Genomic DNA, 14177 nt, shown 5'->3' on the forward strand with positions numbered 1-14177 from the left:
CTATCTCCTTCCCCAGGTGGAGCGAATATGCGCTTCGATCTCACCATTCACGAGGTTCAGCGACTCCAGCGCCCGATCATAGGTTCCGCGTGTGAATTGCGAGCGCTCGACTTCGTAGAGTGTCTGCTTGGTGACGCCGGCATCGGAAACGGCCGTCGATTTCACCATGGCGTTGTGGAGCATGCGATTGCCGAAGATCGCCCGCATGAAGCCGGTCATCTGGCTTTGCGGCCCGTCATTCGGTTCAAACCGCGTCACAAGATAGCGCATCCAGTCATAGCTGGTGCGCCCGCCCGCCTTCTCGACGACAGACATGAGTTCACTGGTCATCGTCAGGAACTGCGACATCGACATGACGTCGAGCATTTGCGGATGAACCGTGATCAGCACCGAGGTCGCGGCGCAGAGCGCCGACATTGTCAGGAAACCGAGCTGCGGCGGGCAGTCGACGACGACGATGTCGTAAAGGCTCTCGATATCGGTCAGCACCTCGCCGATGCGGGCAAAGAACATCGTCTCGGCCCTACCCGACGTCATGGCCTTCGGTGTCTCGTGCTCGAATTCCATCAATTCGAGATTGCCGGGAATGAGATGCAGGTTCGGCGTATAGGTGGCGCGCACGATGTCGGCGATCGGGCGCGGATCGTCATAGCGGATCGCGCCGTAGATCGTTTCGCCCTCACCGACGTCGAATTCCGGCTGATGGCCGAACAAAGCAGACAGGGACGCCTGCGGGTCGAGGTCAACGGCAAGGACGCGGTAGCCCCGGAGCGCCATGAATTGCGCGAAGTGGGCCGCGGTCGTGGTCTTGCCCGAGCCGCCCTTGAAATTCATCACGGAGACGATCTGGAGCTTTTCGCCCGGCCTGCGGGCCGGCACATATTTCGGCGTTCCATTTCGCTCGTCGAGGACCCGGCGGATCCGGTCCATGTCGGTTGCGCTATAGAGCCGTCGACCGTTTGCCAGCGGATCCGGACCGTGGCCATCAGCGGCCACCTGCCGGAGATAACCTTCGCCGATGCCGATGAAGGCCGCAGCCTCCGCCGGAGAAAATGTCCTGATCGTCTTTTGCGACAAAGGGGGAAAGATTTTCGCCTGATGCTGTTGAAGTTGATAGGACAACTCCTGCGCATCTGTTGCCAGAAGTGACGGGAGATGTTCTTGATCGTCTTGGAGAGCAAGCCTCGGCTGCATATTGGTTTTCCCAAATAACTGCGCAATTTTGAACGAAAGCGCCTCAGTTGCGCAGTTACTATATGCCGCGATTCGTGGCTGAATTACAAATGCTTAACCAAAACACGCATCAGAGCCAGCAAAACGGTGTCCAAAAACCGGAGGTTTGACGGATTGGACGGCGGCGATTGGCACCGCCGCGATGCCGAAGGGCAAGGCCTCCATTCTCGGTATGCATGTGAAATTCATTGCGTTTTCGCGGAACGGCCGGCGGAACAGACAGGCTCAAGGCGACCGTTGCCGATCATCCTCCGGTTTTGTTGCCGTTGATCACCACGACCCGTCAAAGCCTTGTCCGGTTCGAGAATGCTTGGGCTTCCGGCTTGCCGTCGTACGGCAACCTGCAATTCACGCGGCGATGCGCGATCGGTTTCGTCCGGATAGTGTTAGCCATTGCGACCTTTCGGTGACATGCCGATGGTCATGGCACTATGTCCTTGATGGGCAGCCGACAGGCCGCCTGGCTGCTTCTTAGTCCCGGTTAGCAACCACCGGCAAGGTTCCTTCGTTTGGAAGACGGGATTCAGTCTGCCGTGCGGCGGAGACGAGGCGTCGCTTCGCGCGGATCGAATGCCATTGTTGGTCGATCAGGACGCCGATGAGGATCACGCCACCCATGACGGCGAAGTTCAGCGACGAGGGAATGCCGAGCAGGTTCACAAGGTTTTGCAACTCCTGCAGTAGGACTGTGCCCAGCACGACCCCGACGATCGATCCCTCACCGCCGCGGAGTGAAAAGCCGCCGAGCACGGCGGCGGCAATCGCGTATAGCTCGTAGAACTGGCCATGGCTCGCCGGCGAGATCGAGCGCGTATACATGGCGAAATAGATTGCCGAAAGCGCCGTAAGCAGTCCGCAGATGACATAGGCCGTCATAACCAAACGGTCAGTCCGGATACCTGAATAGCGAGCAGCCTCTTCGTTTTTTCCAATCGCGTAAAGATAACGTCCGAAGACAGAGCGATGAAGCACCAGCCACATGGCCACGGCAATGACGACCATAGCAATGAAGGTGCTCGGAATGCCATAGAGCCGCCCGGCGGTCAGAAACTCAAGCTCCGGGAAATTCTGGCCGAATGCAAATCCCGCCGTTCCGTCGGCCGTATAGAAGCGTGCTGCCCCGCGATAGATCAGGAGGCCGCATAGGGTGACGACGAAGGGCTGCAAGTTGAGCCGGGTGATGAGCCAACCGTGGACCGCGCCTACGACTGCGCCGAGCAGGAGAATGAGCGGCAGTGCCAGAGTCCAGGGCATATCTTGTACCGCAATGAAATCGACGAACAGTACGCCAAGAAGCGCTACGAGCGAGCCCACCGAAAGCTCGATACCGCCCGTAATGATGACAAAGGCCTGGCCCATCGACAGGATGCCGAACAGGCCGATCAGGTTGGCGGTGTTCGCAAGGTTGATCGGCAGCAAGAATCGCGGGTTGATGATGGCGACGACGACGCCGACAACGACGATCAAAAGCAGAAGTCCAAGATCTTTCTTGATCATTCGAGACCCATCTCCGATACCCGTTCATTCATAATGGCCGCAGCCGCTATTTTACGCTTTTGCCGACAGCAAGCAAAAGGACGCTTTCCTGGCTGAATTCGTCCTCTTCGAGAATGCCGGCAATCTGGCCCTCGTGCATGACCGCGATGCGGTCAGAAACGCCAATCACCTCTTCCATGTCGCTGGAGATCATCAGGATCGCGACACCGGCATCGGCAAGCGCTCGCATCAGGCCGTAGATTTCGTTTTTCGCGCCGATATCGATGCCCCGTGTCGGCTCATCGAAGATCATTACCCTCGGGCTCATCGACAACCACTTGGCTAGAACAACCTTCTGCTGGTTGCCGCCGGACAGAGTGCCGGTTCGCGTCGAAACGGAGGGCGCTTTGATACCGAGACGAACACGCTGCTTTTCAGCGGCCTCGATCTCCCGTTCAGCGGAGACCATGAAGCGGCTAGAAATCCTGGGAAGATCGGCAAGAGTGATGTTCTGGGCGATCGGAAGATCAAGAAGAATGCCGTTGCGCTTGCGATCCTCCGGCACCAGAAAGATGCCGCGGGCGACAGCGTCCCGAGCAGAACCGATCGCAATTTGGCGTCCGTCCTGCAGAATGGCTCCGCCGTAACTCCGGTCGATGCCGAAGAGGACCCTTGCAAGCTCGGTGCGGCCAGACCCGACGAGACCTGCAAGCCCCAGGATTTCTCCGTACCTGATTTCCAGGTCAACGGGGCGGCTGGGATAGGCCTCGGTGCGCACACCATTTACCTTCAATGCGACCGGGCCTGGCGAACGCTGCGGTTTTGCCGTCCGGGCCGCGAGCAACCGGCCGATCATCAGCTTGACCATCTGATCATGGCCAATGTCCTTCTTGGCGAGCGTACCGACGAGCGTGCCATCGCGCAATACGACCACCCGGTCTGCTACACGCTCAACCTCGTGGAGACGGTGCGAGATGAAGATCACACTGATACCATCCGCTTTCAGCGATTTGATGATGTTCAGGAGCCGCTCGGTTTCGGCCAGGGGCAGGCTGGACGTGGGTTCGTCGAAGATGACAAGCCTGGCCTTGATCGACAGTGCCTTGGCGATTTCCACCATCTGCTGTTCGGCAAGGGAAAGCGCCGCAACGGGTGTATCGGCGGAAAAATGTGCCCCTACACGCTTCAAGAGCGGGGTCACCATCTCGCGAAGCCGAGCGCGATCGACAAACTTGAAAGGTCCCGCTTTCAACGGCTCACGGCCCAGGAAGATATTGGCGGCGACGTCGAGATTGTCAAAAAGGTTGAGTTCTTGATGCACAAAAGCGATGCCGGATGCGATGCTCGTCTCCACGGTGAGGTGGCGAAGCTCTGCGCCATCGAGCAGGATCGTGCCCCGATCCGGAGCGATCACGCCGCCGAGAATATTCATCAGCGTCGATTTTCCGGCCCCGTTCTCGCCGACCAAGCCGATGACCTCTCCCGGCACGATGTCGAGCGACAACCCGTCAAGCGCTACGACACCTGGAAAAGTCTTGCCAACGCCGGAAAGCGAAAGGAACGGCGTTGCAGACGCGTTCGGTGACGGGATGTCTGAGCTATGATTCATTGCCTGTCCATGACTGCGGGTGCTGCGGCATGAAACGTCTCTCGCGGCGGGGAGTACTCCCGCCGCGAGAGAGAATTACTTTCCAGCCATGGCCTTCAGGTTAGCGGCATATTTATCGACGTCATCCTTGCCGATGATCACTGTCGGAATGATGATCAAGCCGTTGCTAGGAATACCTGATTTGTCGCCCTTGAGGTAGGCGGCCATCAGCTTCATCCCCTGATAAGCCCATTCGAATGGCTGCTGCACGACGGTTGCCGCGACCGTGCCTTCTTTGACGCCGCCGAGCGTGATCGGATCGTCGTCAAAGCCGACGACAGTGATCTGACCAAGCTTTCCGGCGTCGCGCAGCGCCTCATAGATGCGTGGCGTGTTATAAGAGTAGAAGCCGACCATGCAGGTCACGTCCGGGCTGGCCACCAGCGCATCTTCGACATTCTTTTTTGCGCGTGTCTGGTCGATATCGTCGCCGCGCACATCTGTCAGCTCGATCTTGGTACCCTTAAGCCCATCCTTCATGCCCTGGATACGTTCCTTGGCGTTATCGGCGCCGAGGAGCCCGACAAATCCGATGCACTTGCCGCCGTCCGGCATCGCCTTCTTCGCGATTTCGGCTGCCTGCAGACCTGCGTCGATATTGGATGAGCCGATATAAGCGACGCGGTTGGTCTGCGGCGCGTCGCTGTCGGTCGTAAAGAGAGCTGTTTGTGAGCCGATCTTGTTCAAGCCCTCGGTCTGAGTCTTGGGATCGACTGCGGAAACCATGATCCCCTTGACGCCAGCACTGACCAGGTCTTCCATCAGGCGCTGCTGGATGGCTACCGATGCCTGCTCAGGGTACTTCAGCTCCAGTTGGTAATCTGGCAATTCGGCCTGGGCCTTCTTCACGCCCGCTTCCGCGGCTTTCCAGAAGTCAGACGCTCCGTTGACGACGAAAGCAAGAGTCGGTTTGTCGGCGGCATCGGATACTGCAATCGGCACCGCGCTCAGCATCAGCCCGGCAAGGAACAAGGCTGCATTCCGTTTCAGCTGTTTCATAATATACCTCCCGAGGGGCCGCAGTCGCATCGGCCCGTTTGCGAATTGCGGCCGGCCGAATGCGCGCCCCCTCCTAGGGCCGCCGCAAAAGCGACGAGTGGCATATGGTCCGATCGCTCTCTGACGGTATACAAGAATCTTAATTAGTAAATAGTATTATCAATGCGCATCAAAACATTTCATCGCGGGATAGCGAGAATGAAATTACAAAGTGAGGAATGCCAAGCGTTGCAGGTGCTCGCGCGATTGCCAGCACTTTCGGATAAGTGCTAATATTAATTACCTAAAACGTAACTTCTTCCAAGATCCGGAGATCGTTCCCCCGAATGCGAAAGCCTAAGACCCAAAAGAATCCTGAAATGGATAAGCCCGCCCGCGTGACCATGATGGACATTGCCGCGGCGGCCGGCTGCTCACAGGCTGCTGTTTCCTTCGTGCTCAACGACACGCCCGGCACCCGCATCTCACAGCAGACTCGCGACCGCGTATTGGAGGCGGCGCGCGCCCTCGGCTACATGGGGACAAGCTATACCATGAAGGCCTCTTATTCGGGCCTGGACAACGTGATCGGTTTCGCCGTGGATCAGCTCGCTACCAGCCCGGAAGCGATCGTCGCGATCGAGGGCGCCCGGCAAGCATCGTGGAATACGGGCAACGTGCTGCTGGTTACCCAAACGCTGGGTGATCCCGTCATGGAGCCAAAAGCAATCAGGGCCCTGACGAACGGGGGCATATCCGCACTCATATACATGACAATCTATACCAGAGAGATCCAACTCCCCTCTTATGTCTGTGAACTCAACATCCCGACGGTATTGTTGAACTGCTACACGGCGGATCATGCCTTTCCAGCCGTAGTGCCAAGTGAAATCGCCGGAGGCCAGAGCTCCACCCGGCATCTGATCACGCACGGCCACCATCGCATAGGGACGATCACCGGTGAAATCTGGATGCAGGCTGCACAAGACCGGCTGACGGGATACCGCCGTGCACTAGCGACCGCCGATATACCCTTCGATCCAGAATTGGTCGTTGAAGGCGACTGGTCGGCCGGTGCCGGCTACGCCGCTACGATGCAATTGCTTGCTTTGCAGGAACCCCCGACCGCGATTTTCTGCCAGAACGACCGCACTGCAGTGGGATGCTATGAAGCGCTCAAAGATGCCGGGCTTCGCATTCCCCAGGACATGTCGGTGGTCGGGTACGACGACGAAGAAATTTCGAGACATCTGGTACCGGCGTTGACCACTTCGGTCCTTCCGCACCTCGCCATGGGTCAGTGGGCGATTGAACATCTCAACCTGCAGACCATGCCCGGCAAGCGCTATCCAATTACGAAGCTTGAATGTTCGCTGGTCAACCGTCATTCCGTCGCTGCGCCGAGGGCCAAGGCGCGGCATATCTTCGATGGGGCGCATGGGCCGCGATAGACTTGAGTCCGAGCCGGCGGGGCACTGCACGGCTGGAGCATGATCCCCGTCTCGGTCGGCATCACTCCCTAGTTATTCAATAGAACAGGATTCACCTTTGGTGCGAAGACCAAACCGGCCGACAGTGTTGGAGCCGTCGCAAAAGCTTGAGCCGCCGCTGCAGGAGATTTGTTGAAATCTGCCGTCACGCAGGTCTTCGCCTCACGAACCGGGCGCTTTCAATTTCAAGGAGGGGAAATAGCTGCGATAGCGGCCGCCATCTCGCGTCAGGAGCGGCAGCTGCTGCACGGCGGCATGAGCGCCGATGAAGAAATCGGCAAGCACGCCGGTACGCGTACCGCCTGCTTTGCGATATTGCGTGAAAACCTTGCCGGCGAGACACAAAGCGGATCTCGGCATCGGCGTCATCTCGAGGGCGGCCTGTTCAACAAAGGCCTCCAGCGCCTCGATCCTATCGTATCGAACCGCAAGTTCGGCATAGACTACATCGTTAATGAGCAGGGGGCCCTCGATACTCGCGGCTTCGAGCTGCGCAATAGACCAGTCCGACCATTCCCGGTCGTCGGTTACGAGGTCCAGGAGCACATTGGTATCAACAAGGGTCACGTTTCGCCGCGCGTTAAAGCCATGATAGCGTCGGTATCGAGGCCCTTGCCGGCATGGCCGCGCAGCATGTCGAAGCGGCTCGCCGGCCGTTTCTTGTCGGCACGCATCAGGACCACACTGCCGTCGGCAGCACGATGAAAATCGACCTGGCTGCCAGGAACGATGCCAAGCATGTCCCGTACAGGCTTCGGAATGGTCACCTGCCCTTTCGCAGTAACGGTGGTGGTCATAGCGAACGCCTTCTGTAATACTCTCCAAGAAGCAGGTATTACTTCATTCAGCAAAATTCAAGAACGCCGCTAAGCCGCCATCGACTGGTAGAGCCACTCGGAGAGCTTCTGGGTCGCCACGCGCGCGCCGACATGAGGCAGCAACACGTCACCCGTCAGTTCGACCCCGAAATACGAGGTGGAAGGATCGGTTATCACCTGTCGCTGGTCTTCATTCGCGGCGAGATAGATCCGGGCGATGTCATCGATGCCGAACTGTTCGGGGCCGCCGATCTCGATGATGTTGCCCAAGGGATCTCCTGTTGCCAGTTCCGCCAGGAATGCCGCGACTTCCCGAGCCGCGACCGGCCTCGCGGAGGCCGGAGGCAAACGAACAACGTTGCCCTCGGCGCCGATGTCGATCACGCCGTTGATGAACTCGTAGAACTGGGTCGAGCGGAGGATCGTGTGGGGGCGAGTTGAAGCCCGAATGAGATTTTCCTGCACCGCCTTCGCGCGGAAATAATCGCTTTCGACGAGGCGCGGCGTGCCGACGACGGAGAGCGCGAGATAGTGCCGGACGCGGGCTTCCGCCGCTGCCGCGAGCAGGTTCTTCGTCGACGACCTGAAAAAATCCAGCGCCGAACTGTCGCCGAAGGAGGCGGCATTGGTCACATCGACAACGACGTCGGCACATGTCATTGCCGCTTCCAGGCCCTTGCCAGTCACTGTATCGATGCCGAGCGACGGAGATGCGGCCGTGACGTCGTGGCCCGAGCGCCGCAGATCCGCCGCAAGTTGCGTTCCGATAAGGCCGCTTGCTCCCGCTACCACGATCTTCATGTCGGCCTCCTCTTTGCGTCATCCTCGTGCTTGCACCGACGGAGAATGACCTGACCGCCGAGCGCATTCCATCATGCCTGAGGTCGAACGTCCGAGACGCAAGGCATAGTGAAGCCAGCCCAAAGTTTAGGATGCCTCATCGGAAACACCAAAGACTACGCCAGGGTCCGAAAAATCGGCTTTATTCCCGCGCAATGCATGGATTTCCATGAGTTGCGGTTGTGGTGCGGCAAGATTACGGTTTCAATATGAGCGCGCCGGCCCCGAAATGGAAAACACCTGCTGTAGGAAACACTGACGATCCCCAGGCTTTACCTGTCCGGCCGGAGCGGTTGATGGAGAGGGTCTGGTTGCACCGCCCGCCATTCCCGCGTCTGGGGCTTTTCTTTCTCGCCTATGTGCTCGCCTGCGGCTTCGCCCAATCTCTGGCGATCGTGCCTGGAACCGGCATTTCCATCTGGCCGGCGAGCGGGCTTTTCATCGCGACGCTTATTCTCAGTTCCGGATACAGCTGGCCCTGGTGGGTGCTGGGCGGCTGCCTGGCGGAGATGTTCAGCAATGGCCTGTGGTTTCACAGTCCACCGCTTGCCGCCTTCCTGATCTATCTCGGCAACGCTCTGGAAGCGGTGGCGGGCGCCTGGCTCGTGAACCGCGCACTGCAGCGGCCGGTGCGGCTGGAAAGCCTGCAGGAAGTGCTCGCTTTCGTCGCGCTCGGCGCCGGGATTGCTCCGATCGTCAGCGCCACCATTGGAAGCGCAACGCTGGCGTGGTTTAGCATCCTCTCGCAATCCTTCGTGACGGCATGGCCTCTCTGGTGGATCGGCGATGCGACCGGCGTTCTCATCGTGGCGCCGCTGGCGCTCGTCGTGCTCCACAGCTGGCGGGGCAGACCGCAGCTGTCGACCACGCAATGGATGGAGGCTTGCGTTCTCGGCCTCATCTTCCTCGCCATCGCCGCGCTTTCCCTGAGCGGCTATCTTCCGTTCGCCTATATCATCATGCCGCCTCTTCTGTGGGCGGCGGTCCGCTTCGAGTTCAAGGGCGCGGCAATATCGCTCGTGCTGCTGGCACTGATTACGGCGGTCTTCACGATAACCGGCGCCGGTCAATTCGCGGGCGATCCGGAGTCTCAGAAACACAAGCAGATCATGCTGCAGCTTTTTCTGGCCATCTCGGCGCTTTCGGCGCTCATCGTCGCGGCCATATCCCGCCAGCATCAACTGGCGTCGCTTTCGTTGCGACAAAGCGTTGACGCATTGCGCGAACGGGAGCGCGAGCTATCGCAACTGGTGGACATGGTTCCGAGCCACGTCTGGCGTCTGACGCCCGCGGGCGAGCCGACCTTCTTCAACAAGCGCATGGTTGATTTCCTCGGCCTTGACGTGGCCGATGCCGACAAGCCGGATATGAGCCGGCTGGAAGCAGTCCTTCAAGCCATCATTCATCCCGATGACACCGCGGCGTTCAGAGAGTCGCTCAGCCATTGCCTCGTCACGGGGGAGAATTTCGCCATGCGGTATCGGCTGCGCCGCGCCGACGGCGTCTATCGCTGGATGTCGAGTCGCGCCGAGCCGATGCGCGATCAGGCGGGAAGCATCGTTCAGTGGTACGGGCTTTGTCACGATATCGACGATCAAGTCCATGCCGAAGAGACGCTGCGCCGGAGCGAACAGCAGTTGCAGCAGATGTTCGACGCCGTTCCTGTCCGCATCTGGAGCGTGGAGCCGGCGGGCGGATCAATCTACTTCAACAAACGCTATCAGGATCACTTCCGCGCCGTCATCGCCGATTTCGACGCCGACGGCGAACCCCGCATTGACGAGTTGCTGCAGCAACTGATCCATCCCGATGAGGCGCGCGACGTTCAGCGCACGCTGCGCAAATGCTTCGAAAGCGGCAGCGGCACCGCGATGCGGTTTCGCTGGCTTGAAAAGGACGGCGTCTATCGCTGGGCGGAATGCAGGGTGGAGCCGCGGCGGGACGACGACGGCAAGGTCGTGCAATGGTACGGCGTTTCCCTCGATGTCGACGAAGAAGTGCGTGCGCTCGAGGCACTACGTGACCGCGAGCGCGAACTGTCACAGCTCGTCGATATGGTTCCGGTTCACATTGCCCGCATGGCGCCGAATGGCGAGCCAACCTTCTTCAGCAGGCGCACCCTGCAATCCATCGGGATGGATGATGTCGCAGCCTGGGACAAACCCGATCTCAGCCGTTTGGCGGTGCTCATCGGAGCAACCGTGCATCCCGACGATGGACCTCGCATGCGCGAGGTGCTCGGTCGTGCGCTCGCGACCGGCGAGCCCTATACGATAAAGTACCGCCGGCGCCACGCCGACGGTGCGTATCGGTGGATGGAGGGGCGCGCAGAGCCGTTGCGGGATCAAAATGGAACGATCGTGCAATGGTATGCCGCTGCGGTCGATATCGATGACGAGGTGCGAGCGCAACAGGCACTGCGCGAGCGGGAACGGGAGCTGTCGCAGCTCGTCGACATCGTCCCGAGCCTTCTCTGGCGCTTGAATGCGGATGGCGAGCCAACTTTCTTCAATAAGCGGCTGATCAATTTTCTCGGCCCGGACATTGCAAACCCAGAAAAGCCCGGCATGAACCGGCTGTCCGCCATAATAGAAGCCGCCATCCATCCCGACGATGCGGAGAGCCTTTCCGAGGCGCTGAAGCATTCCTTCGCCACCGGCGAGCGTTTCTCGAAGCAATATCGCCTGCGGCGCGCTGACGGCGTCTATCGCTGGGTCAGAGGCAGCGCCGAGCCGCTCAGGGACGAGAGCGGGCAGATCATTCAGTGGTATGGCCTGACGCATGACATCGACGATCAATTGCGCATCGAGCAAGAGTTGCGCGAGAGAGAGCGTTCGCTTTGGCAGATCGTTGAAACGCTGCCGGCAATGATCGATTGCGCGGCGCCGGATGGGGAGCCGGTCTATCGCAATCCTCAGCTGCGCGACTTCCTCGGATACAGGCTCGAAGCGCTTGATGGAACGGGAAAAAGCCGGCTGGACGGCACGCTCGATGCCGGCGTTCATCCCGACGACGTGGCAGGGGTCAAGGAGAACTACGCCCATTCATTGCGCACCGGTGAGCCCTATGCGCGCAGGCATCGCCTGCGGCGGTTCGATGGCGAATATCGCTGGGTCGAGACGCGCGCTGCGCCGATGCGCAATGCCGAAGGCGCCATCGTCCAATGGAATGTCATCTGCCTTGATATCGACGGCGAGGTTCGGGCGGAGGAAGATCTGCGTCAGGCGCGAGAGGGTCTCGCGCGAGCGAGCCAGGTCGCGAGCCTTGCCGAGCTTTCGGCCTCCATCGCCCACGAGGTGAACCAGCCGCTCGCTGCCGTCGTCGCAAACTCACACGCCTGCCAACGATGGCTCATGGCCGAACCGCCGAACATGGAGCGTGCCCAAAGGACAATCGAGCGCATCATCCGGGACGCCAACTCGGCCGCGGATGTCGTCAGCCGCATCCGCGCCCTGTTCAAACAATCCGCAGACAGGAGGGTTCATACGACGATGCCAGACATCGTCAACGAAGGGCGCAACCTCATGGCTGACGAGATGGCGCGCCGTCACGCCCGCATGGTTTTGCAGATCGACGGCAACCTCCCGCCGATCTCCGTCGATCGCACCCAGATCCAACAGGTTCTGATCAATCTCATCCGTAATGGCATGGAGGCAATGGAGGCCATTGCCGGCGACAGGGTGATCGAGGTGCGCGTGCGTCACATCGGCAATGCCGTACAGACGGAAGTCAGCGATCATGGCCAGGGGATTGAGTTTCCCGAAAAAATGTTCGAGCCGTTCTTCACGACCAAGGAAGACGGCATGGGCATGGGCCTGGCGATCTGCCGCTCGATTGTCGAACTGCATGGTGGACGGTTGTGGGCGGAGCAGAACAATCCGCGCGGAGCAACGTTGATCTTCACATTGCCCATTGAAACACAGGTGGCGTCATGACGGCGGACGACCATATTGTCTTCATCGTCGATGACGATGAGCGCATTCGCGAGGCGCTCGGCGAGCTGCTGGACTCGCATGGCATACGCGCCATCGCCTTCGAGTCGGCCTGCAACTATGTGAAAGCGGACAAGCCGGATGTTCCCGCCTGCCTCATCCTCGATATCGAACTTCCCGATATCAACGGCCTCGACCTGCAGAAGCAGATAGCCGACGGCGATCATCCGCCGATCGTTTTCATCACCGGACATGGCGATATCCCCTCCTCCGTGCGCGCCATCAAGCGCGGCGCAGTGGATTTCCTGACGAAGCCGTTCAGCGACGAGCACCTGATGACGGCAATCCAGGCGGCGCTCGCCCAGGATCGGGAAAAGAGGACCGAGCGCGCCGAACTCGGCATGCTGAGGCAACACTATCTCGACCTGACACCGCGTGAACGCGAGGTGTTGCCGCTCGTCGTCAGCGGCCTTCTCAACAAGCAGGCGGCGGCAGAACTGGGGATCAGCGAAGTCACGCTGCAGATCCACAGAAGAAACGTGATGCAGAAGATGGCGGCGGCATCGCTCGCCGACCTCGTGCGCATCGCGGAGAAACTGGAAATACCGATAACCCACTCGCGCCGGGTGGGAGGGAATTGAACATGAACAAGACAAGACATGTCGTGGCAATTGTCGATGACGATCCAAGACTCCTTGAATCGATGAGCGACCTTCTGGAATCGGCGGGCTATGTCGCCCGCGGCTTCTCGTCGGCAGGCTCGCTGCTCGTCAACGGGCTGTCGGACCTCGATCTGCTCATCACCGATATCGGAATGCCCGGCATCGACGGCTTCGAACTCCGCGATCTCGTCAGGAAGTCACGCCCGGAGCTGCCGGTTTTCCTGATTACGGGCCGCCACGAGATCGCAGATCAGGGCCGCGCTCAAGGCGCCGGAGGATTCTTCCGCAAGCCATTCGATGCCCAGGCCCTGATCGCGGCGATCGCCAATGCCTTACACAAATCGAGAGATGGAGGGTGACATGAGGGTTGACCAGCCGTTTGTTCGTAGATCGGCGCCTTTGTCAGCGCAGCGTGAACGTGAAGAGGATCAGCCGCTCGTCATGATCGTGGACGACGACGCATCCATTCGCGAGGCGCTGTCGGAGCTGATCCTGTCGGCCGGTTTTCAGCCGGTCAGCTTTGCTTCGACGCGCGAACTGCTCGACGCGGATATATTGAACAGACCCGGCTGCCTGATCCTCGATGTGCGCATGCCGGGGGTAAGCGGTCTCCATCTGCAGAGCCATCTGGCCGAGAACGGCATTGCCAAGCCGATCATCTTCCTGACCGGCCATGGAGATATCCCGATGACCGTCCAGGCGATGAAAGCCGGCGCCGTGGATTTCCTCACCAAGCCGGCGCGGGATCAGACGCTGCTTGATGCCGTAACCGCCGCCATTTCAATGGACAGCGAACGACGAGCGGAAGCGGCGATCGCCAATCGCAATATCGAACGGTTGGAGACGCTGACGCAGCGCGAGCGGGAGGTTCTGCACGAAGTGGCACGCGGGCGCCTCAACAAGCAGATCGCCTTCGACCTTGGCATCAGCGAAGTGACGGTCAAGCTGCATCGCAGCAACGTCATGCACAAGATGGAGGCCGCCTCTATCGGCGAACTGATCCGGGCCTGGGAAACATTGCCGGTGCAGATGCGTCAGGCGGGGGCGCGTTAGCTTTTAATCAAGGCGCCAAGAACGCCGGCTGTCCATTTGATGCACGC

Annotated in this window: 12 protein-coding genes; 5 read left to right on the forward strand and 7 right to left on the reverse strand. The window is 59.7% G+C overall.

Features of this window, described 5'->3' with window-relative positions:
• The 4 genes from repA to PH551_RS19385 form a co-directional block, all read right to left on the reverse strand.
• Nucleotides 1–1194: a plasmid partitioning protein RepA gene (gene repA, locus PH551_RS19370; protein ID WP_097600607.1), complete on the reverse strand. Its 1194-nt coding sequence runs from the start codon at nucleotides 1192–1194 to the stop codon at nucleotides 1–3.
• Nucleotides 1195–1704: 510 nt separating this feature from the next.
• The gene (locus PH551_RS19375) at nucleotides 1705–2730 is read right to left on the reverse strand and encodes an ABC transporter permease (RefSeq protein WP_285194450.1); all 1026 of its coding nucleotides are present in this window, start codon (nucleotides 2728–2730) and stop codon (nucleotides 1705–1707) included.
• 46 nt (nucleotides 2731–2776) lie between these two features.
• A complete protein-coding gene (locus tag PH551_RS19380) occupies nucleotides 2777–4318 on the reverse strand; it encodes a sugar ABC transporter ATP-binding protein (protein WP_285194451.1) in 1542 nt (513 codons plus the stop codon).
• Between the two features lie 75 nt (nucleotides 4319–4393).
• Nucleotides 4394–5356: a sugar-binding protein gene (locus PH551_RS19385; RefSeq protein ID WP_285194452.1), complete on the reverse strand. Its 963-nt coding sequence runs from the start codon at nucleotides 5354–5356 to the stop codon at nucleotides 4394–4396.
• Between the two features lie 326 nt (nucleotides 5357–5682).
• Between PH551_RS19385 and PH551_RS19390 the strand changes: the two genes are divergently transcribed.
• Nucleotides 5683–6786, forward strand: coding sequence for a LacI family DNA-binding transcriptional regulator (locus tag PH551_RS19390; protein ID WP_285194453.1), 1104 nt, complete (start codon nucleotides 5683–5685; stop codon nucleotides 6784–6786).
• A 201-nt stretch (nucleotides 6787–6987) separates the two neighbouring features.
• On the opposite strand, the gene PH551_RS19395 is transcribed toward PH551_RS19390, so the two are convergent.
• The 3 genes from PH551_RS19395 to PH551_RS19405 all read right to left on the reverse strand — a co-directional run bounded on the left by PH551_RS19395 (nucleotide 6988) and on the right by PH551_RS19405 (nucleotide 8444).
• A complete protein-coding gene (locus tag PH551_RS19395; protein ID WP_285194455.1) occupies nucleotides 6988–7392 on the reverse strand; it encodes a type II toxin-antitoxin system VapC family toxin in 405 nt (134 codons plus the stop codon).
• A complete protein-coding gene (locus tag PH551_RS19400; protein WP_285194456.1) occupies nucleotides 7389–7622 on the reverse strand; it encodes an AbrB/MazE/SpoVT family DNA-binding domain-containing protein in 234 nt (77 codons plus the stop codon). The genes PH551_RS19395 and PH551_RS19400 overlap by 4 nt, the downstream gene beginning before the upstream one ends.
• A gap of 69 nt (nucleotides 7623–7691) precedes the next feature.
• Nucleotides 7692–8444, reverse strand: a complete 753-nt coding sequence (locus PH551_RS19405; protein ID WP_285194457.1) for an SDR family oxidoreductase — start codon at nucleotides 8442–8444, stop codon at nucleotides 7692–7694.
• A 335-nt stretch (nucleotides 8445–8779) separates the two neighbouring features.
• On the opposite strand from PH551_RS19405, the gene PH551_RS19410 reads away from it, so the two are divergent.
• The 4 genes from PH551_RS19410 to PH551_RS19425 are packed head-to-tail and all read left to right on the forward strand — an operon-like array spanning nucleotide 8780 to nucleotide 14130.
• Nucleotides 8780–12418 carry a PAS domain-containing protein gene (locus PH551_RS19410; RefSeq protein ID WP_285194458.1) on the forward strand — a complete coding sequence of 1213 codons (3639 nt, stop codon included), beginning with the start codon at nucleotides 8780–8782 and terminating at the stop codon, nucleotides 12416–12418.
• Nucleotides 12415–13056 (forward strand): response regulator transcription factor, encoded by a 642-nt coding sequence (locus PH551_RS19415; RefSeq protein WP_285194459.1) that lies wholly within the window; start codon nucleotides 12415–12417, stop codon nucleotides 13054–13056. The genes PH551_RS19410 and PH551_RS19415 overlap by 4 nt, the downstream gene beginning before the upstream one ends.
• 2 nt (nucleotides 13057–13058) lie before the next feature.
• Complete coding sequence (locus tag PH551_RS19420; protein WP_064812570.1) at nucleotides 13059–13436, forward strand: response regulator; 378 nt, start codon at nucleotides 13059–13061, stop codon at nucleotides 13434–13436.
• A 1-nt stretch (nucleotide 13437) separates the two neighbouring features.
• Nucleotides 13438–14130: a response regulator transcription factor gene (locus PH551_RS19425; protein ID WP_285194461.1), complete on the forward strand. Its 693-nt coding sequence runs from the start codon at nucleotides 13438–13440 to the stop codon at nucleotides 14128–14130.
• The last annotated feature ends 47 nt before the right edge of the window (nucleotides 14131–14177 follow it).

It is taken from the genome of Rhizobium atlanticum, assembly GCF_030182485.1.
Lineage (GTDB): Bacteria > Pseudomonadota > Alphaproteobacteria > Rhizobiales > Rhizobiaceae > Rhizobium.

Bases quoted from the DNA above. Each gene is read 5' to 3' on its own strand.
- repA (WP_097600607.1), bottom strand. From the start codon at position 1,194: ATGCAGCCGAGGCTTGCTCTCCAAGACGATCAAGAACATCTCCCGTCA.
- PH551_RS19375 (WP_285194450.1), bottom strand. From the start codon at position 2,730: ATGATCAAGAAAGATCTTGGACTTCTGCTTTTGATCGTCGTTGTCGGC.
- PH551_RS19380 (WP_285194451.1), bottom strand. From the start codon at position 4,318: ATGAATCATAGCTCAGACATCCCGTCACCGAACGCGTCTGCAACGCCG.
- PH551_RS19385 (WP_285194452.1), bottom strand. From the start codon at position 5,356: ATGAAACAGCTGAAACGGAATGCAGCCTTGTTCCTTGCCGGGCTGATG.
- PH551_RS19390 (WP_285194453.1), top strand. From the start codon at position 5,683: ATGCGAAAGCCTAAGACCCAAAAGAATCCTGAAATGGATAAGCCCGCC.
- PH551_RS19400 (WP_285194456.1), bottom strand. From the start codon at position 7,622: ATGACCACCACCGTTACTGCGAAAGGGCAGGTGACCATTCCGAAGCCT.
- PH551_RS19405 (WP_285194457.1), bottom strand. From the start codon at position 8,444: ATGAAGATCGTGGTAGCGGGAGCAAGCGGCCTTATCGGAACGCAACTT.
- PH551_RS19410 (WP_285194458.1), top strand. From the start codon at position 8,780: ATGGAGAGGGTCTGGTTGCACCGCCCGCCATTCCCGCGTCTGGGGCTT.
- PH551_RS19415 (WP_285194459.1), top strand. From the start codon at position 12,415: ATGACGGCGGACGACCATATTGTCTTCATCGTCGATGACGATGAGCGC.
- PH551_RS19420 (WP_064812570.1), top strand. From the start codon at position 13,059: ATGAACAAGACAAGACATGTCGTGGCAATTGTCGATGACGATCCAAGA.
- PH551_RS19425 (WP_285194461.1), top strand. From the start codon at position 13,438: ATGAGGGTTGACCAGCCGTTTGTTCGTAGATCGGCGCCTTTGTCAGCG.